Source organism: Dermacoccus sp. MPR-E5 (genome assembly GCF_058809565.1).
The window spans coordinates 166,946-186,116 of record NZ_JBXASS010000002.1; the positions used below are offsets into that span (position 1 = coordinate 166,946).

Annotated in this window: 16 protein-coding genes; 14 read left to right on the plus strand and 2 right to left on the minus strand. The window is 68.7% G+C overall.

Annotated elements, in window-relative coordinates; all coding sequences use genetic code 11:
- Positions 1–63: 63 nt before the first annotated feature.
- A complete protein-coding gene (glgX, locus tag AC1RS9_RS02015; RefSeq protein ID WP_473956883.1) occupies positions 64–2,298 on the minus strand; it encodes a glycogen debranching protein GlgX in 2,235 nt (744 codons plus the stop codon).
- Between the two features lie 33 nt (positions 2,299–2,331).
- Here glgX and AC1RS9_RS02020 point away from each other — a divergent pair, with 33 nt between their 5' ends.
- The 6 genes from AC1RS9_RS02020 (at position 2,332) to AC1RS9_RS02045 (ending at position 8,513) form a co-directional block, all read left to right on the plus strand.
- Positions 2,332–2,877: a T3SS (YopN, CesT) and YbjN peptide-binding chaperone 1 gene (locus AC1RS9_RS02020; protein ID WP_006945928.1), complete on the plus strand. Its 546-nt coding sequence runs from the start codon at positions 2,332–2,334 to the stop codon at positions 2,875–2,877.
- Positions 2,878–2,880: 3 nt separating this feature from the next.
- The gene (locus AC1RS9_RS02025) at positions 2,881–3,678 is read left to right on the plus strand and encodes an enoyl-CoA hydratase/isomerase family protein (RefSeq protein ID WP_006946011.1); all 798 of its coding nucleotides are present in this window, start codon (positions 2,881–2,883) and stop codon (positions 3,676–3,678) included.
- A gap of 2 nt (positions 3,679–3,680) precedes the next feature.
- Complete coding sequence (locus tag AC1RS9_RS02030; protein WP_006945992.1) at positions 3,681–4,208, plus strand: hypothetical protein; 528 nt, start codon at positions 3,681–3,683, stop codon at positions 4,206–4,208.
- A 105-nt stretch (positions 4,209–4,313) separates the two neighbouring features.
- On the plus strand, positions 4,314–5,093 hold the full coding sequence (locus tag AC1RS9_RS02035; RefSeq protein ID WP_006945995.1) for an electron transfer flavoprotein subunit beta/FixA family protein: 780 nt from the start codon (positions 4,314–4,316) through the stop codon (positions 5,091–5,093).
- Between the two features lie 37 nt (positions 5,094–5,130).
- The gene (locus AC1RS9_RS02040) at positions 5,131–6,087 is read left to right on the plus strand and encodes an electron transfer flavoprotein subunit alpha/FixB family protein (protein WP_006945925.1); all 957 of its coding nucleotides are present in this window, start codon (positions 5,131–5,133) and stop codon (positions 6,085–6,087) included.
- Positions 6,088–7,292: 1,205 nt separating this feature from the next.
- On the plus strand, positions 7,293–8,513 hold the full coding sequence (locus AC1RS9_RS02045; RefSeq protein ID WP_492920336.1) for an MFS transporter: 1,221 nt from the start codon (positions 7,293–7,295) through the stop codon (positions 8,511–8,513).
- A 13-nt stretch (positions 8,514–8,526) separates the two neighbouring features.
- On the opposite strand, the gene AC1RS9_RS02050 is transcribed toward AC1RS9_RS02045, so the two are convergent.
- Complete coding sequence (locus AC1RS9_RS02050) at positions 8,527–9,327, minus strand: GNAT family N-acetyltransferase (protein ID WP_492920338.1); 801 nt, start codon at positions 9,325–9,327, stop codon at positions 8,527–8,529.
- 406 nt (positions 9,328–9,733) lie between these two features.
- On the opposite strand from AC1RS9_RS02050, the gene AC1RS9_RS02055 reads away from it, so the two are divergent.
- The 8 genes from AC1RS9_RS02055 (at position 9,734) to gatB (ending at position 19,156) form a co-directional block, all read left to right on the plus strand.
- Positions 9,734–10,876 carry a cysteine desulfurase family protein gene (locus tag AC1RS9_RS02055; RefSeq protein WP_235006282.1) on the plus strand — a complete coding sequence of 381 codons (1,143 nt, stop codon included), beginning with the start codon at positions 9,734–9,736 and terminating at the stop codon, positions 10,874–10,876.
- A complete protein-coding gene (gene mnmA / locus AC1RS9_RS02060) occupies positions 10,876–12,030 on the plus strand; it encodes a tRNA 2-thiouridine(34) synthase MnmA (RefSeq protein ID WP_074046202.1) in 1,155 nt (384 codons plus the stop codon). The genes AC1RS9_RS02055 and mnmA overlap by 1 nt, the downstream gene beginning before the upstream one ends.
- A 7-nt stretch (positions 12,031–12,037) precedes the next feature.
- Positions 12,038–13,066: a uroporphyrinogen decarboxylase/cobalamine-independent methonine synthase family protein gene (locus tag AC1RS9_RS02065; RefSeq protein WP_006946016.1), complete on the plus strand. Its 1,029-nt coding sequence runs from the start codon at positions 12,038–12,040 to the stop codon at positions 13,064–13,066.
- A 127-nt stretch (positions 13,067–13,193) separates the two neighbouring features.
- Complete coding sequence (ligA, locus tag AC1RS9_RS02070) at positions 13,194–15,515, plus strand: NAD-dependent DNA ligase LigA (RefSeq protein ID WP_492920341.1); 2,322 nt, start codon at positions 13,194–13,196, stop codon at positions 15,513–15,515.
- The gene (locus AC1RS9_RS02075) at positions 15,508–15,744 is read left to right on the plus strand and encodes a glutaredoxin family protein (protein WP_492920343.1); all 237 of its coding nucleotides are present in this window, start codon (positions 15,508–15,510) and stop codon (positions 15,742–15,744) included. The genes ligA and AC1RS9_RS02075 overlap by 8 nt, the downstream gene beginning before the upstream one ends.
- A 47-nt stretch (positions 15,745–15,791) precedes the next feature.
- Entirely contained in the window at positions 15,792–16,088 is a 297-nt protein-coding gene (gene gatC / locus AC1RS9_RS02080) for an Asp-tRNA(Asn)/Glu-tRNA(Gln) amidotransferase subunit GatC (RefSeq protein ID WP_492920345.1), read from the plus strand.
- Positions 16,089–16,091: 3 nt separating this feature from the next.
- A complete protein-coding gene (gene gatA, locus AC1RS9_RS02085; RefSeq protein ID WP_051805735.1) occupies positions 16,092–17,645 on the plus strand; it encodes an Asp-tRNA(Asn)/Glu-tRNA(Gln) amidotransferase subunit GatA in 1,554 nt (517 codons plus the stop codon).
- On the plus strand, positions 17,645–19,156 hold the full coding sequence (gene gatB / locus AC1RS9_RS02090; protein WP_338812873.1) for an Asp-tRNA(Asn)/Glu-tRNA(Gln) amidotransferase subunit GatB: 1,512 nt from the start codon (positions 17,645–17,647) through the stop codon (positions 19,154–19,156). Before gatA ends, gatB begins: the two co-directional genes overlap by 1 nt.
- Positions 19,157–19,171 lie beyond the last annotated feature (15 nt).

Consider the following 19,171-nt stretch of genomic DNA (forward strand, 5'->3'; position numbering starts at 1 on the left):
AGGTAGGGGTTGTGGAGATTCGCGCTTCTTGGAGCGCGTTTCTCCTCGACCCCTTCCGGGAGCTCAGCCGCGCGACGGCGTGAGCACGAGCATCGAGGGGCCATCGGCGGCGAACGTGCCACCGTCGGCTACAAACTGGCCCTCTGGCGGCGGCGGCGGCTGCGCCGAATCCCACACGACGCTCCAGCCGCCCCCGTCCGGTGACGGCGGCAACGTCACCGATGCAGCGTCGAGCGCCCCGTGCAGGACGAGCAGGACCGACTCGTCGTCCGTGTCACCACCGTCGAACAACGCCTGCAGCGTGCGCGTCGAGGGGCACGTCCACTCGGCGTCACTCAGCCCGACCCCGGCCGCGGAGAACCAGCGCACGTCAGGCTCACCCGCCACGGCGCGGGAACCGGGATAGAAATCGGGATGGCGCAGCACGCCGAAGCGGCGCCGTAGGGCGAGCAGGTGCCGCGTCGTCGCGAGCAGATCACGCTGGGCCGGGGAGTGATTCCAGTCGACCCAGCCGATCGGCGAATCCTGGCAATAGGCGTTGTTGTTGCCATGCTGCGTTCGAGCGAACTCGTCGCCTGCGGTCAGCATCGGCACGCCGGCCGACAGCAGCAACGTGCCGAGCATGTTGCGCATCGAGCGCAGTCGTCGGGCTGCGAGATCCGCTGCCACATCGCCCGCACCACCCGAGACGCTCCCGGCAGCGGCGTCTGACGTCGGCTCACCACCCGACTCGTCGACCGCGTCACTCGGCCAACCCTCGACACCGTGATTCCACGACCGGTTGTCACTCGTGCCGTCGCGGTTGTCTTCCCCGTTGGCCTCGTTGTGCTTCGTCTCGTAGGCCGTCAGGTCGGCGAGCGTGAAACCGTCGTGCGCCGTGACGTAGTTGATCGACGCCTGCGGCCGGCGCAGCGGGCCGCCGACCAGGTCCTGCGACCCGGTCAAACGCGTCGCGAGATCCGCCACCCCGCCGCCGGGGTGCTGCCCGCCGCCACCGTCGCCTCGTGATGCCGCCGCAAGGTCGGCGAGCCAGAAGTCACGCACCGTGTTGCGGAACCGGTCGTTCCACTCGGCGAAGCCGGCGGGAAACTGCCCTGTTCGCCACCCGTGGAGGCCGGTGTCCCACGGCTCGGCGATCAGCGTCACCTGCGACAGCACCGGGTCTGCCTGCATCGCCATGAGCAGCGCCGCCCGCGGGTCGAAGTCATCACCGGGCGCCCGCCCGAGCGCGACGGCGAGGTCGAAGCGAAAACCGTCGACGTGATACTCGCTCACCCAGTGCCGCAGGGAATCGAGCACGAGGCGCATGACGGCGGGTTCGCGCACGTCGAGGGTGTTGCCGCAGCCGGTCACGTCGATGTCCTCGCCGTGCTCGCCGAGACGGTAGGCGGTCGCATTGTCGAGCCCGCGCAGTGACAACATCGCGCCCTCGTGGCCGCCCTGCTCGCACGTGTGGTTGTAGACGACGTCGAGGATGACCTCGAGCCCCGCCGCGTGCAGCGACCTCACCATCGACTTGACCTCGTCGACGACCCCCTGCGCATCACTCGCATGGGCATACGCCGCGTGCGGCGCGAAGAAACCGAGCGTGTTGTAACCCCAGTAGTTGCTGAGCCCGAGCTTCACCAGGTGCGGTTCGTCGACGAACGCATGCACCGGCAGCAGTTCGACGCTCGTCACGCCGAGATCGCGCAGGTACGTCGTCATCGACGCGTGCGCGAGCCCCGCGTAGGTGCCGCGCAGTTCTTCGGGGACGTCGGGATGCTGCACCGTCAGACCCTTGACGTGCGCCTCGTAGATGACGCGGTCGGCGTCACGCACCTGGGGGCGGGCGTCGCCGCCCCAGTCGAAATCGTGGCTCACGACGACGCCGCGCGGCACGAACGGCGCGGAATCGCGGTCATCCCGCACCCGGGCGTCGCCCGCGAACGCGTCGTCGACGACGTGCCCAAACACTTCGGGCCGCCACGTCATCTCGGCGCTGACGGCGCCCGCATACGGGTCGAGCAGCAGCTTCGCGGGGTTGTGACGCAGGCCCGCCGCGGGCGCCCACGCTCCGTGCGCGCGGTACCCGTACGTCGTCCCGGGGCCGGCCGCCGGAACGAACGCCGCCCAATGGCCGCCGTCGAGGCGCATCATCGAAACGCGCGACTCGCCCGCCGGGGCATCCTGCGTGCCGAACAGGCACAGTTCGACTGCGCTCGCGTGGGCCGCGACGACGCAGAAGATCGCGCCGTCCCGCTCGAGCGTGACGCCCGGACGAGGGGTGCGGACGAAGACTCGTTGCGGGTCGGCCATGCGAACCAGGATAAGAGTCGGTAGGTTGGCCACATGACTGATCCCACAGCTCTGCCCAACTTCGGCCAGCCCGCTCCGGCGCCCGGCACGGGCGCCGGCGACACCTCCGGCGCGGCCTCCCTCACGGACAAGATCGTCGGCATCCTCGGCGGTTTCGGTTTCAACCCGCAGATCGACTCCGACGGCGACATCATGTACTCCGTCGAGGACCAGAACCTCTTCGTGCGCGTCATGGAGGGTGAGATCGCTCTGATTCGCCTGTTCGGTCAGTGGCAGATCACGGACGACATCACGTCCGACCTGACCAAGCGCCTCAACGCGGCCAACGACGTCACCCTCAGCCTCAACATCGTCAAGGTCGGCATCGCGCGCGACATGGTCGTCGTCTCCGGTGAGCACCTCGTGACGCCGGATCTCGACCTCGAGATGGTGCTGCCGTCGACGACGCAGATGATCCTGCAGGCGACGCAGTTGTGGCACCAGAGCGCCAGCTCCGACGGCCCGCACGCGGCCGAGGGCGGCGTCCCCGCGTTCGCGCAGCCCGGCGAGGGTGACGCGCCCGCCGGCGGGCAGGCCTGAGCCATGGCTGAGCAGGTCGCCTACGGCCAGTGGGTCAAGCTGGATGTGACGGACGGTGTCGCCACCATCCGCATCGATCGACCCAAGATGAACCCGCTCGACGCGGAGATCCAGGATTCGCTCGCGCGTGTCGCGGCCGACCTGCTCGACGACGCCGACGTGCGCGCCGCCATCATCACCGGTGGAGACAAGGTGTTCGCGGCTGGCGCCGACATCAAGGAGATGCAGCAGCTCGACTACGTCGACATGGTCGAACGTGGCACGAAGCTGCAGAACGCGTTCCGCGCGCTCGCCGAGCTGCCGTTCCCGACGGTCGCCGCCATCGAGGGGTACGCCCTCGGCGGCGGCTGCGAACTCGCCATGACGGCGGACTTCCGCATCGCCGCGAACGACGCGACGCTCGGCCAGCCCGAGATTCTGCTCGGCGTCATCCCGGGTGCGGGCGGCACGCAGCGGCTCGCTCGTCTCGTCGGGCCGTCGAAGGCGAAGGACATCGTCTTCTCCGGTCGCTTCGTCAAGGCTGACGAGGCGCTGGAGATCGGTCTCGTCGACGAACTCGTCGAGCCCGGCACGACGTACGAGGCGGCGCTCGCGAAGGTCAAGCCGTTCGTCAACGGCCCGCGTGTCGCCCTGCGCGCCGCGAAGGAGGCCATCAACCGTGGCCTCGACGGCGACCTCGCGACGGGGCTCGCCATCGAGTCGCAGCTGTTCACCGGCCTGTTCGCCACGAAGGACCGCGAGATCGGCATGCGTTCGTTCGTCGAGCAGGGGCCGGGCAAGGCGCAGTTCGAAGGCCGCTGAGCATGATCAAGCAGTGGAAGGTCGAACCCGATTGGCAGGAGCCGTTCCTCGCGGCTCTCGCCGATCGGGGCGCGACCCCCGCGCAGCGTGACGACGCCCTCGGCGACGTCGACGACGCCTGCATCCGCCAGAACAAGACGGCACGCGAGATCTTCGGAGATCCCGTCGCCTACGGAAAGGACTACCCCGTGTCATCGCCCTTGACCGCCCGCGAGGCGGGCCAGGCGCGCACGCGCGCCATCGTGCTGGCCCTGGCCGGGCTCGTCGGCATGTTCTTCGCCCTGCTGGGCTGGACCGGCATGGTGCGCGACGTCGACAAGGTGTGGGGCGCGAACCCCACGATCTGGTTCGTCGTCGGCCTCGTCATCGCGATCGCGGCCGCGATCGTCGACACGCTCCTCGGCCGCAAGGCCGACTTCACACAGGGGGAGACGGGTGCCGCCTCGACTCTCGTCAACCGTCTGCTGCCCTGGATCATCGTCGCGCTGACGTTGATCGGTCTGCTCGTCGTCAAGCTGACGCACGGCTGATTCACTTCCTCACATCCACGATCCGTGCGAGGGCTCGACGCCGACGTTACCGACGGGTAACGTAATCTCGGACGGACAAGCTCCTACGAAAAGGACGGTAGACGCATGAACATCGTCGTCTGTGTCAAGCACGTGCCCGACGCCCAGGGCGAGCGCGGCTTCTCCGAGGACAACACCACCGACCGCGAGAACGTCGACGGCCTCCTGTCGGAGCTCGACGAGTACGCGGTCGAAGAAGCACTCAAGATCGTCGAGTCCGAAGGCGGCGAGGTGACGGCGCTGACCGTCGGCCCCGCCGACGCAGCCGAAGCAGTCAAGAAGGCGCTGCAGATGGGCGCCGACAAGGGCATCCACATCAGCGACGACGCCATCGCCGGCTCCGACGCCCTCGCGACGTCGCTCGTCATCGCCGAGGCCGTCAAGAAGGTCGGCCAGCCCGACATCGTGATGTTCGGTCTCGCCTCGACCGACGGCGGCATGAGTGTCATCCCGGCCATGGTCGCCGAGCGCCTCGGCCTGCCGCAGCTCACGCAGGTCTCGACCCTCGAGGTCTCCGGCGCTCAGGCGACGGGTCGTCGTGACTCCGACGTCGCGTCCGAGACGGTCGTCGCGTCGCTGCCGGCCGTCGTGTCGGTGACCGACCAGATCAACGAGCCGCGCTACCCGTCCTTCAAGGGCATCATGGCGGCCAAGAAGAAGCCGGTCGAGGAGATGAGCCTCGCCGACCTCGGTGTCGACGCCGGCCAGGTCGGTCTCGACGCCGCGGCCACCAAGGTGCTCGACACGACGAAGCGCCCCCCGCGCGAGCAGGGCCAGATCGTCACCGACGAGGGCGACGGCGGCACGAAGCTCGTCGAGTTCCTCTCCGGCGCCAAGCTCATCTGATCGCCACCGACACTTTCTGACTGAGGAGAAACACACCATGGCTGAAGTTCTCGTCCTGGTCGACCACGTCGATGGCCAGGTCCGCAAGGTCACCGCTGAGTTGCTGACGCTCGCGCGCAGCCTCGGCACGCCGTCCGCCGTCTTCGTCGGTTCGAACGTCGACGCCGCACGCCCGCGTCTCGCGCAGTTCGGCGCCGAGAAGGTCTACGTCATCGACTCCGCCGAGGTCGACGGTCACCCGGCCCCGCTCGCCGAGGCGCTCGCCGCCGTCGTCGAGCAGGCCTCGCCGGCCGCCGTTCTGCTGCCCTCGTCGGGCACGAACAACGAGGCCGCGGCGCGCCTCGCCGTCAAGACCAACTCAGGTCTGACGACGGACGCCGTCAACGTCGAGGCCGGCGACGGTGGTGCGCCGGTGACGACGCAGTCCGTGTTCGCCGGTTCCTGGACGCTCAAGGCACAGGCCACGACGCCGATGTCGATCATCACGGTGAAGCCGAACTCGGCGACGCCGCAGGCGTCGCAGTCGCAGGCTGCTCCGGTCGCCGTCACCGTGTCCGTCTCGGACGCGGCGAAGAGCGCCCAGATCACCGACCGCAAGGAGAAGCAGAAGTCGGGTCGTCCCGAGCTCAGCGAGGCGCGCATCGTCGTCTCCGGTGGTCGCGGCACGAACGGTGACTTCTCGCCCGTCGAGGCGTTCGCCGACTCGCTCGGTGCGGCTGTCGGTGCTTCGCGCGCCGCCGTCGACGCTGGCTGGTACCCGCACACCAATCAGGTCGGCCAGACGGGCAAGCAGGTCTCGCCGCAGCTGTACGTCGCCGCCGGCATCTCCGGTGCCATCCAGCACCGCGCCGGTATGCAGACGTCCAAGACGATCGTCGCCGTCAACAAGGACGAGGAGGCGCCGATCTTCGAGCTCGTCGACTTCGGCGTCGTCGGCGACCTGTTCAACGTGCTGCCGCAGGCCACCGAGGCCGTCGCGAAGGCCAACAACTGACCTGACGCACCTCTCGCGCGTCGAAGGCGCCCGGCTTCCCATCAGGGAGGCGGGGCGCCTTCGTCATACCAACCGTTGCCCGCGAGCCGTTTGGTCCGTCCTGGGCCGCCGGTGCGGCATCACCCGGTGGGTTGCTGATCGCTGTTGGGACATGATCCACCCTCGTCGCCGGGGGAGTGCTCGCTGGTCGTCGCTGCACCTTCCAGAACGCGAGGCGCCTGATCGTCGACACGTGCGACACCGGGGGCGTCGAGCGTTGACTCATCCTTGCCGGGGTCTGCCTCGCGCGGCGGGGGTCCGACGATCAGCGAACCGTGCTTCGCTGCCGACCGCGAGAACTGGCTGCCTCATAAAGCGAACTTTGAAAAGTTCTACGAGTATACTCAAGGAAGTCAAGCCTCCCAGAGTTGACATTGTGTAAACTCTGGGAGAGCACCATACAACCGATTGAAATGCAGTCCATCGAGTCCGCGCCGACTGTCGACGCGCTGAAGGGCACCCGAGTAAGACCTGTTTCTCAGTGATCAGCTCGCTTCTGATCCAGACCGAGTCGGATCACTGATTTGGAGCGGTGGGGCTCGCGTCGTGGGGTGGGGTGCCCATGTGGGACTACTGGGGCAGTTCCGAGGGGCTGCCGGTTTCTGGTTGGAAAATACATGTTTCGAGGCTCAGGGTGAAGAGAAGATTGTCTGCTCTCTACTTCCGGCAAACCCACCGATCGTCGGCCGGCTCACGAATGATGTTTTGGACGCCTGCACGCGCCACGTCTCGCGTCGTTTGAATATGTTGAATGTGAGTCAAGACTCACTCCCATCTATCGCTCAGGCAGATGCGCGCAGTCCTCATCTCGTCGAGGGAGCTGCTGGCCTCCTTCTTGCCGCCAAAGCTCTTGAGGTGGGCGGGCGCCGCGTGAGTCACGGTCTGGATATGTTCCGAAATCGTCTTTCTCGACCCGTTTACAGTCACAGTCTCGGGTGGCACGCCGGCTTGGCGGGTTTGCTGAGAACTCTCGATGCGTCGAGCGCGCAGGCGTGGCTCGCCGCCAACCGCGCGCAGCTGGGCCGCCGCTTGGATTTGGGAACGTCCTCCCCTGCGCATACGGCTCGCGGAGTATGGGGGGCTGAGCATGGGCTTGGCGCCCTCGACCTGTCGCTGAGAAGACTGTCGATCGATGTCTGCAAAAGTGTCCTCGGGGAAGCTGTTCTATGACGATTACCAAAGGTCGCTCTGCTTTTTCCCTGTGGTTCGCGGGCGAGACCGTGTCGCAGCTGGGCACGTCTTTGGCGATGCTTGGGTGGACGCTCCTCGCCTACTCCGTGACGCACGACGTCAGGGCCGCGGCGCTGGTGGGTGCATTGCGCACCGCCACTCAGATCGTCACCGTGCTACCGGGCGGGCTGATCTCGGATCGCCTTGACCGTCGCAGCCTGCTCCTCCTCGACGCCGGGGTAGAGGTGCTCCTCTACGGCGTGCTCGCTGCCTTCATCGTCACCGACGTGCTGAGTCTCGGGCTGCTCGCAGCGCTGGCCGTCATCCAAGGCGCGTGCAGTGGGGCACTGGGCTCGGTGCGCCACACCGTTCTGCCTGACCTCGTCGAGGAGGATGAATTAGGAGAGGCCGTCGCGCGCATGCAGACGAGGGACGCGGTGATCGCCACCCTCGGCCCGCCCCTCGGTGGTGTGCTCTACGGCATCGGGCCCGTAGTGCCGTTCGTGTCCAACATGGTGCTCTCGGCAATGGAGTGGGCATTCACGACGCGCTTGCCTCGCCGGCTCGGCACACTTGACCGCGAGCGGCCCACCGAGCCTCTGCGTGCCGCGCTGTTCGCAGGGTTCGGGTGGCTGCGGCGTTCGCGCGCGGCCCAGACGCTCCTGCTACTCGGGCTCATCGGGAACTGCGCGGTCATCTCACTCGCCATCGGGCTCAACCTGCACCTGCAGGCAACGGGTCAGGGCGCCTGGCGTGTGGGTGTGGTGGACGGCGTCGCTGGAATCGGCCTCGTGCTGGGCGGGATGCTCGCCCACCGGGTCATGGGACGCTGGCCGGCTCGTGAACTCATAGCAGGAGCCATGCTCACCATGGCGGTGATCGCCAGCGTTCTCGCCGTCACGCATAGTTTCAGGTGGATGGTGGGTCTCGCACTCTTTCTCTTCATGCCCGTGCCCACCGTCGCTGTGGCGGCGCAGCCCTACCTGCTCGGCCTCATTCCGGACGAGCTGCGGGGACGCGTGCTGATGGCCGCGGGCCTCGCTTCTCTCGTGTTCAGCTCCAGCGCGCAAGCATTGTCCGGTCTGGTGCTCGACTGGGCAGGCTTCGAGGCGCTCGCCGGGGGCGTGGCCGTCCTGTTGTTGCTCGCGGCAGCCGTTGGGACGTTCTCAGATGCCGTACGCAACATCCCGGCACCCGATGCTGAGAGCGCAGGGTGATGTCGGGGCGGCGTCACCAGCCGGGCCACCCCGCCGGCGTGAGCCATAGGTGAGCCCCGACTATCTCGCGGCCGACGCGCAACGCGTTGTGCAGTGACGGTGTGTTGTCGGGGTGGATGGTGCCCCACAGCACGTCGCCGTCGGCGGCCGGCAGCATCTCGAAGAGGTGCTGCATCGCAGCGGGGGCGAGCTTTTGGCCGCGGTGCGGCGCGTCGATGACGTTCTCGGCGACGGTGAATCCCGTCATGCCATGGGCGTTCCAGCGAAAGGCGGCGATGATCCCGACGAGTCGGTCGGCGAGGTGGATGCCGAAGAGCGTTCCCGCCGCGGCGTGTTCGTCGAATTCCTCCAGGGTCTGGGGCGTGGACCACAGACGCGTCTCGGGGTTCTGTTCCGCCAGATCGTCGTGGACCCGCTCCGCGAGCCGCGACGCCGCCGATGCCGAGATGGGCGCGAGGGTCACGTCGTCGAACCTCGTGCTCCGAGGACGCTCTCGCAACTCGCGAATGAGACCGGCCACGAGGTAGGTGTCCACCTCTGTCTGAAACCCGAAGGCTTCAAGGGAAACGCGCGCCGAGTCCGGCGACGACGTGAAGACCTGGAGCCTCCCGGGCGCGAACGGGGCGTAGGCCCGCGCGATCTCGTCGGCCATGGCGTGCCAGTGATCGCCCGACGACGCGTCGCCGACGTCGTGCGCCGCGATCTCCACGAACGGCTTGGTGAGGTCGCGACCTCGAAACCGGATCCCGGTGACGGCCCAGCCACCGCAGGGCAGGGTGAGGAGGCGATTGGCCCAGTCGACGGCATCGGGCACGTCGATGACGGCGACGCCGTCGCGGTAGGCGGCGCCGAACTCCTCGTCTCCGACCCACTCGGCACCTTCGGCGAGGTGGGCCCGCATGTTCGTGGCCAGCGTCGGTTCGTCGTACCAGTCGCGCAATCGGGGGTGGACGTCGCGCAGGGCAGCGGTCGTGATGGCGTCGTGGAGGCCGACTGAGGATTCAGGTGAGGTGGTCATCGCCGTCAGTGTGACCCGTGAGGTCCGCCGCATGCATCCGAATTTCCAGGGACCACACCGGGCCTGCGCGCCAGGCGTTCACCAGGCTCATCGGGCGCGACATGGCGCTGTCGGCGGGCGGGACTAAGCTTGGCGGGTGCCGAATCGCGTGTATCTCGACCATGCTGCCACCTCGCCGATCCACCCCGAGGTGATCGACGCGATGGCGAAACAGATGGCAATCGTGGGCAATGCGTCCAGCCTGCATACGAGTGGCCGCAATGCGCGCGGCGTCGTCGAGGAGTCGCGCGAGCGGATCGCAGCGGCTCTGGGGGCGCGTCCGTCGGAGGTCATCTTCACCTCCGGCGGCACCGAGAGCGACAACATGGCCATCAAGGGCACCTACCGCGCGACGCGCCGCATCGATGACGCGCGGCGCCGGCTCGTCGTCAGTGGCATCGAGCACCACGCCGTCCTCGACGCCGTCGAGGCGCTCGTCGCGCACGAGGGTGCGGCCGTCACCTGGGTCGAACCCACGAGCGACGGTGTCATCACGGCAGCAGCCGTCCGTGCCGCGATCGAGGCTGACGGTGGGCCGCAGACCGTCGCGCTCGTCAGCGTCATGTGGGCGAACAACGAGGTCGGCACCGTGCAGCCCATCGCCGAGATCGGTGCCGTCTGCGCGGAGTTCGCGATCCCGTTCCACACCGACGCGGTGCAGGCGATCGGCCACGTCGACGTCGACTTCGCCGCATCGAACACGACGATGCTCGCGCTCACCGGCCACAAGCTCGGCGGGCCACAAGGCGTCGGAGCGCTGCTGCTCGCCCGCGACGCGAAGCTCGACCCGCTGACCCACGGCGGCGGCCAGGAGCGTCAGGTGCGTAGCGGAACGCTCGACGTCGCCGGCATCCGGGGCTTGGCCATCGCCGTCGAACTCGCCTGTGCCGCACGCGAAGATGAGGCCGTGCGTCTCGTCGGCCTGCGTGACGCCCTCATCGACGGCGCCCTCGCGCTCGACCTCGGTATCGAGATCAGCGGCGCCTGGACGCGCGGCGACAGCACGTCACGGCTCCCCGGCAACGCCCACCTGCGTGTTCCCGGTTGTGACGGCGACTCGATGCTCTACCTGCTCGACGCCGCGGGCGTCGAGTGCTCGACGGGCTCGGCGTGCCAGGCCGGCGTGCCGCGTCCCAGCCACGTCCTGCTCGCCATGGGCATCCCCGAGGAACGAGCGCGCGGCGCATTGCGCCTCACCCTCGGGCATACCTCGACGCAGGCCGACGTTGACGCCTTTCTGGAGGCGCTGCCGGCCGTCGCCGAACGCGCCCGCAGAGCCCAGGAAGCTACCAGGAAGGTGTCGTGATGCGCGTCGTCGCCGCGATGAGCGGTGGAGTCGATTCCGCCGTGGCCGCCTCGCGCATGCTCGAGGCGGGCCACGACGTCGTCGGGGTCCACCTCGCGTTGTCCCAGTCCGCTGCCACGCTGCGCGAGAGCGCTCGCGGCTGCTGCACGATCGAGGACGCCGGTGACGCGCGCCGCGTCGCTGATCGCCTCGGCATCCCGTTCTACGTGTGGGACATGGCCGAGCGGTTCAAGGCCGATGTCGTCGAGGATTTCGTCGCCGAGTACGAAGCCGGACGTACCCCCAACCCGTGTCTGCGCTGCAACGAGAAGATCAAGTTCGCGGCGCTGCTCGACAAGGCGCTCGCGCTCGGTTTCGACGCCGTCGCGACCGGTCACTATGCGCAGATCGTCGAGGGCCCGAACGGCAAGGAGCTGCATCGGGCCGTCGACATGGCGAAGGACCAGTCGTACGTCCTCGGGGTGCTCGACGCCGAGCAGCTCGCGCACTCGTTCTTCCCGCTCGGCGACACGACGAAGCCGCAGATTCGTGAGGAGGCCGCGGCCAAGGGCTTCTACGTGGCGAACAAGCCCGACAGCCACGACATCTGCTTCATCGCCGACGGCGACACCAAGGCGTGGCTGACGAAGCGGCTAGGTGAGAAGCCCGGCGACATCGTCGACACCGACGGTGAGGTCGTCGGCCGGCACGAGGGCGCGTACGCGTACACCGTCGGTCAGCGTCGCGGGCTCGGACTCAAGGTGCCGCGCGACGACCACGCGAAGCGGTACGTCGTCGACGTCCAGCCGAAGACGAACACCGTCGTCGTCGGAACGGCCGATCTGCTCGGCGTCGACGTCATCGAAGGCTCGCACGCCCGCTGGCCCGGCCCGCCGCCCGTCGGTGAGGTGCGGCTCGGCGCGCAGCTTCGGGCGCACGGCGAGGAGTTTCCTGCGACCGTGACCGCTGACGATGACCGCGTCGTCGTGCGGCTCGACGCGCGCACACGCGGCGTGGCGCCGGGGCAGTCGGTCGTGCTGTACGAGGGCACGCGCGTCGTCGGGTCGGCGACGATCACCGCTACGTCACGTGCGCCGCGTCAGTCGAGTTCTGTTGTTACGGTGGGAGATTCGACGACAAGCTCTGACGGTTCCCCGAGCGTCGGGGGCGAGTGAGTAGGCCGTGGCAGATCTTCTCGGGCCTCGCACGAGCGGCGTCGGTTCGCTGCCCGACGTCGGGTCGCGCGACGCCGTGCGGCAGGTGCGCGACCTGCTCGTCGGGGATGTTCCCGACGGCTTCGGCATCCCGTACGTTCCCGAGCAACCGGCGCGTGGGCCGGGCGCCGACATGATCGGCCGAGCTGCCGACCTGCTCGTCGAGATGCCGGTCGACCTGCAGCCTAGTGGCTGGCGCCTCACGCCCCCGGGCTCGGCTCGCGGGCGCGACCTGCGCCGCGCTCAAGGGTTCTTGCAACAGGATCTCGACGAGGTCGCCGAGGCCTACGACGGCTATGTCGGACCGCTCAAGACGCAGGTGTGCGGTCCGTGGACGCTGGCCGCGTCGCTGTGGTTGCCCCGCGGGGAACGCGTCGTCAGCGACGCCGGGGCGTCGCGAGATCTGGCACAGTCGCTGGCCGCGGGCGCCGTCGGCCACGTCGAGCACCTGCGACGTCTCGTGCCCGGCGCCGACGTCGTCGTCCAGCTCGACGAACCGAGCCTGCCCGCCGTGCTCGCCGGCTCGATTCGCTCGCTGTCCGGCATGCGCCGGCTGCATCCCGTCGACGAGGGGCGGGCCGGTGAGGTTCTGCGCGACGTCGTCGACGCGGTCAGGGCGAGCGGGGCGAGCGTGACGGCGCACTGCTGCGCGCCCGACGCGCCGATCGCGCTCCTGCGTCGCGCGGGCCTCGACGGTGTCGCGCTCGACACGTCGCTCGTCGCCGAGCCCCAGTTCGACGCCCTGGGTGAGGCGATCGACGGCGGGATGACGCTGTGGGCCGGGCTCGTGCCAACCACGTCGACCGAGCGTCACCCGCGCGTCCACGTCGAACGGTTCCTCGCGATGTGGAACCGCATCGGATTCGGGGCTGAGGAGTTCGACCGTCTCGTCGTCACCCCCGCGTGTGGTCTGGCGACGCTGCCGCCCAAGGACGCCCTTCGCATTCAGCGCCTCGCGATCGAAGCGGCCACGATGCTGCGAGAAAGCGTCGGCTGACGTCGTCGACGCATCTGGTGCCATAGCTCGTCCTGCCGACGAGAGCGTCGAACCTGACGCAAGCAGCACACCGGCCTCGCGTGGCCTCAGCCGCGGAATTCCGGGGTTGTCGTGCCGGTGGTGCAGGATGGAGCACGTGAGCGAGACGACGCCCAGGAAGGGCCGCCAGGCGAAGGCGGACACGCTGCGCACCGACGTACCCGACGCGGTGCGCCACCGCGCGGCGGAACTGACCGAGCAGATCGACGGCCACCAGTTCGCGTACTACGTGAAGGATGCGCCCACGATCAGCGATGGCGAGTACGACGAGTTGTTGCGCGAACTGCAGGGCGTCGAGGAGAGCTACCCCGAGCTGCGTTCGCCGGAGTCGCCGACGCAGCGAGTGGGGGGCACGTACTCGACGGAGTTCACGGCCGTCGACCACGTCGAGCGCATGCTGAGCCTCGACAACGCGTTCAGCCCGGAGGAACTCGCGGAATGGGGCGACCGCGTCGTGCGCGAGGCCAACACGAGCTTCCACTACCTGTGCGAGCTGAAGATCGACGGGCTCGCCATCAACCTGCTCTACGAGAACGGCAAGCTCGTGCGCGGCGTGACGCGCGGCGACGGGCGCACGGGCGAGGACGTCACGCTCAACGTCCGCACGATCCAGGGCATCCCGCTCGAACTGCACGGCGACGACCTACCTCAGCTCGTCGAGATCCGCGGTGAGGTGTTCTTCCCGGTCAAGGAGTTCGAGGCGCTCAACGCCTCACTCGTCGAAGAAGGCAAGTCGCCGTTCGCCAACCCGCGCAACGCGGCGGCGGGCTCGCTGCGACAGAAGGACCCGGCGAAGACGGCCAAGCGGCCGCTGCGGATGCTGGTCCACGGCATCGGTGCGCGCACCGGGTTCGACATCACCCGCCAGAGCGAGGCCTATGAACTGCTCGCCGACTGGGGGCTGCCGACGTCGCCCTACGCCGAGGTCCTCGACACGATGGACGAGGTGCAGAAGTTCGTCGCCCACTACGGGGAGCACCGGCACTCCGTCACGCACGAGATCGACGGCGTCGTCGTCAAGGTCGACGAGATCGCGGTGCAGCGCGCCCTCGGCGCGACGTCACGCGCGCCCCGCTGGGCCATCGCCTACAAGTACCCGCCCGAAGAGGTCAACACGAAGCTGCTCGACATCGAGGTCAACGTCGGACGCACCGGCCGCGTCACTCCGTTCGGCATGATGCAGCCCGTCAAGGTCGCCGGCTCGACGGTGTCGATGGCGACGCTGCACAACGCGTTCGAGGTCAAGCGCAAGGGCGTGCTGATCGGCGACACCGTCGTGCTGCGCAAGGCGGGCGACGTCATCCCAGAAATCGTCGGGCCCGTCGTCGAGGCGCGCACGGGCGACGAGCGGGAGTTCGTCATGCCGACGCACTGCCCGGCGTGCGGCACCGAGCTCGCCTACGAACGTGAGGGCAACAAGGACATCCGCTGCCCGAACGGCCGCACCTGCCCCTCCCAATTGCGTGAACGCCTGTTCTCCCTCGCGAGCCGTGGCGCCTTCGACATCGAGGCCCTCGGCTGGGAGGGCGCCATCTCGCTGCTCGAATCGGGGGTGCTGACGGACGAATCCACCCTGTTCGACCTCACCTACGACGACCTCGCCCGGGTGCCCCTCTACACGCGCGTCGCGAAAAAGAGCGACCCGGAGGCCAAGGTGCGCGACGGACGCATCGTCTCGGCGACGGGGGAGAAACTGCTCGCCAACCTCGAAGTCGCCAAGACGCAACCGTTGTGGCGCGTCATCGTCGCCCTGTCGATCCGACACGTCGGCCCGACGGCGGCGCGCGCGCTCGCGACCCAGTTCGGTTCGATCGACGCAATCCGTGACGCCGACGAGGCGACGCTCGCCGCGACCGACGGCGTCGGCGCCGTCATCGCCCACTCGATCAAGGAGTGGTTCGCCGTCGACTGGCACGAGAACATCGTCGCCGGGTGGGCCGCGAGCGGCGTGCGCATGGAGGACGAACGCGACGAGTCGATAGAGCAGACCCTCGCCGGTCTGACGATCGTCGCGACCGGTTCGCTCGAGAACTTCACGCGTGACGGCGTCAAGGAGGCGATCATCGCGCGCGGCGGCAAGGCATCCGGCAGCGTGAGCAAGAAGACCGACTACGTCGTGCTCGGCGAGAACGCCGGGTCGAAGGCGACGAAGGCCGAGGAGCTGGGTCTGCGCATCCTCGACGAGGCCCAGTTCACGCGCCTGCTCGAGGGCGGCGCGGCCGCTCTCGGTGACGGATTGGGCGACGACGAAGGCGCAGCGGGTGACGAAGGGTCCGAGCTTGCCGTCGACGACGCGCTCGAAGAAGCTCACGCTCCGGTCGATCCGGAGCCCGCCGCCACGGACGATGAAACCACGGACGGTGAAACCGCACCGGCCGACACCACGACGAAGGAACCTGACGATGAGTGACGTGACGATCTACTGGCGGCCGGCTTGCCCGTTCTGCACCCGCCTCGAGCGCGCGCTGGGCGCCGACGGCACGCGCGCGACGTGGCGCAACATCTGGGAGGACGACGAGGCTCGCGAGTTCGTCGCGATGGTCAATGACGGCAACGAGGTCGTGCCCACCGTCGTCATCGACGGCCGTCCCCACACCAACCCCGACCCGGCCCTGGTCAAGAAGGCGCTCGTGGGCTGAGTGCCCACCCGAGCACGCCGATCCACACACCACATAGGATGACGCCCATGTCTTCTCTCTCCCGCGATGAGGTGGCGCACGTCGCCGGCCTGGCCCGCATCCAGCTGTCGGACGACGAACTGGAGACGTTCGCCGGCCAGCTCGACTCGATCGTCGGCTTCGTGGCCAGCGTCAGCGAGGTCGCGGCCGATGACATCCCGCCGATGTCGCACCCGCTGCCCCTGACGAACGTGACGCGTGCTGACGAGGTGCGAGCGTCGTTGAGCGCCGACGAGGCGCTCGCGATGGCCCCGGCGAGCGAGCAGCAGCGCTTCGCGGTGCCGCGCATCCTCAGCGAGGACTGATCCATGAGTGCTGACACGACCGACGAGACGAGCAAGGGTTCGACCGTGACCGACGACATCATCCGCCTCAGCGCCGCCGAGATGGCGAGCAAGCTCGCCGACGGCAGCCTCACCTCCGTCGAGCTGACGCAGGCCCACCTCGACCGCATCGCGGCGGTCGACGGTGACGTCCACGCCTTCCTCCACGTCAACGCCGAGGAGGCGCTCGCCACGGCCGCGCAGGTCGACGCCGACCGCGCCGCCGGCAAGACGCTGCACCCCCTCGCCGGCGTCCCCGTCGCCGTCAAGGACGTCGTGACGACGAAGGGCCAGCCGACGACGGCCGGTTCGAAGATGCTCGAGGGCTGGATCCCGCCGTACGACGCGACGATCGTCACGAAGCTGCGCGCTGCCGGCATGCCGATCCTCGGCAAGACGAACATGGACGAGTTCGCGATGGGTTCCTCGACCGAGCACAGCGCCTACGGTCCGACGCACAACCCGTGGGATCTCGAGCGCATCCCGGGCGGCTCCGGTGGCGGTTCGGCCGCCGCCGTCGCGGCTTTCGAGGCGCCCCTTGCGGTCGGCACCGACACGGGCGGCTCGATCCGTCAGCCCGCGTCCGTCACCGGTACCGTCGGCACGAAGCCGACGTATGGCGGCATCAGCCGTTACGGCCTCATCGCCATGGCGAGCTCGCTCGACCAGGCCGGCCCGTGCACCCGTTCCGTCCTCGACGCCGCGCTGCTGCACGACGTCATGGGCGGGCACGACGGGATGGACTCGACGTCGATCGACGCCCCCGTCCCGCCCGTCGTCGAGGCGGCGAAGCGGGGTGACGTCTCCGGCATGAAGATCGGCATCATCGAGCAGCTCGACGGTGAGGGCTACCAGAGCGGCGTCAAGGCGCGCTTCGACGAGGCAGTTGCGGCCCTCGTCGACGCCGGCGCCGAGGTCGTGACCGTCTCGTGCCCGAGCTTCGAGCAGGCGCTCGCCGCCTACTACCTCGTCATGCCGTCGGAGGTCAGCTCCAACCTCGCCAAGTTCGACGCCATGCGCTACGGCCTGCGCGTCTCGCCCGAGGGCGTCGAGGCTCCGTCGGCCGAGCAGGTCATGGCCGCCAGCCGTGACGCGGGCTTCGGCAGCGAGGTGAAGCGACGCATCATCCTCGGCACGTACGCCCTGTCGAGCGGCTACTACGACGCGTACTACGGCCAGGCGCAGAAGGTGCGCACGCTCATCGCACGCGACTTCGCCAAGGCGTTCGAGACGGCCGACGTCCTCGTCAGTCCGACGTGCCCGACGACGGCGTTCAAGCTCGGCGAGAAGCTCGAGGACCCGATGGCGATGTACCTCAACGACGTCGCGACGATCCCCGCCAACCTCGCCGGTCTGCCCGGCATGTCGCTGCCCGCCGGTCTGTCGGACGACGGGCTTCCCGTCGGCTTCCAGATCCTCGCACCCGCGACGAAGGACGAGCGCATGTACGAGGTCGGGGCCGCGCTGGAGAAGGCACTCGAGAAGACCTGGGGCGGGCCGCTGCTCGCGAAGGCTCCGGCACTGAAGGAGAACAACTGATGGACGCCGTCCTCGACTACGACGAGGCCCTCGCGACGTACGACCCCGTCATGGGGTTCGAGGTGCACGTCGAGCTGAACACGAACACGAAGATGTTCTGCGGCTGCGCCACCGAGTTCGGCGCCGAGCCCAACACGCAGACGTGCCCCGTCTGCCTCGGTCTGCCGGGCGCGCTGCCTGTCGTGAACGCCAAGGGCGTCGAGTCGGCCATCCGCATCGGTCTCGCGCTCAACTGCGAGATCGCCGAGTGGTGCCGCTTCGCCCGGAAGAACTACTTCTACCCGGACATGCCGAAGAACTTCCAGACGTCGCAGTACGACGAGCCGATCGCGTTCGACGGCTACCTCGACGTGGAGCTCGAGGACGGCACCCCGTGGCGCGTCGAGATCGAGCGCGCGCACATGGAGGAGGACACGGGCAAGTCGCTGCACGTCGGTGGTGCGACCGGTCGCATCCAGGGCGCCGACCACTCGCTGCTCGACTACAACCGCGCGGGCATCCCGCTCATCGAGATCGTGACGAAGCCGCTCGTCGGAGCGGGGGAGCGCGCGCCCGAGATCGCAAAGGCGTACGTCGCCGCGATCCGTGAGCTGATGCGCGCCCTCGACGTCTCGGACGCCCGCATGGAGCAGGGATCGATGCGGTGCGACGCCAACGTCTCGCTCATGCGCAAGGGCGCCGACGGGTTCGGCACCCGCACGGAGACGAAGAACGTCAACTCGTTGCGTTCCGTCGAGCGCGCGGTGCGCTACGAGATCACGCGCCAGGCCGCCATCCTCGACGACGGTGGCTCCATCCTGCAGGAGACGCGCCACTGGCACGAGGACACGGGCGTCACGACCTCCGGGCGCCCGAAGTCGGACGCCGACGACTACCGCTACTTCCCCGAGCCCGACCTCGTCCCCGTCGCGCCGAGCCGCGAATGGGTCGAGGAGCTGCGCGCGACGCTGCCCGAACCGCCCGCGGAGCGCCGCAAGCGTCTGCAGGGCGAGTGGGGTTTCTCCGACCTCGAGATGCGCGACGTCTACAACGCCGGCGCCGTCGAGACGATCGAGGAGACGATCGCTGCCGGCGCGACGCCGGCCGGTGCCCGCAAGTGGTGGACGGGCGAGATCGCCCGCCTGGCCAACAAGGCCGGCCAGCCGTTCGTCGAGTTCGCCACTGAGCGCAACGTGACGCCGGCGACGATCGCCGAGCTCGACGGACTCGTGACGTCGGGGCGCCTCAACGACTCGATGGCCCGTCAGACGCTCGAGGGCGTGCTCGCCGGCGAGGGCCAGCCGACCCAGGTGGCCGATGCCCGCGGCCTCGAACTCGTGCAGGACGACGGCGCGCTCGAGGCCGCAGTCGCCAAGGTCATCGACGCCAACCCGGACGTCGCGCAGAAGGTGCGTGACGGCAAGGTGCAGGCCGCGGGCGCACTCATCGGCCAGGTGATGAAGGAGATGAAGGGCCAGGCAGACGCGGCCAAGGCCCGTACGATCATCCTGACCCAGCTCGGACAGGCCTGAGCGCGAGCGGGCATG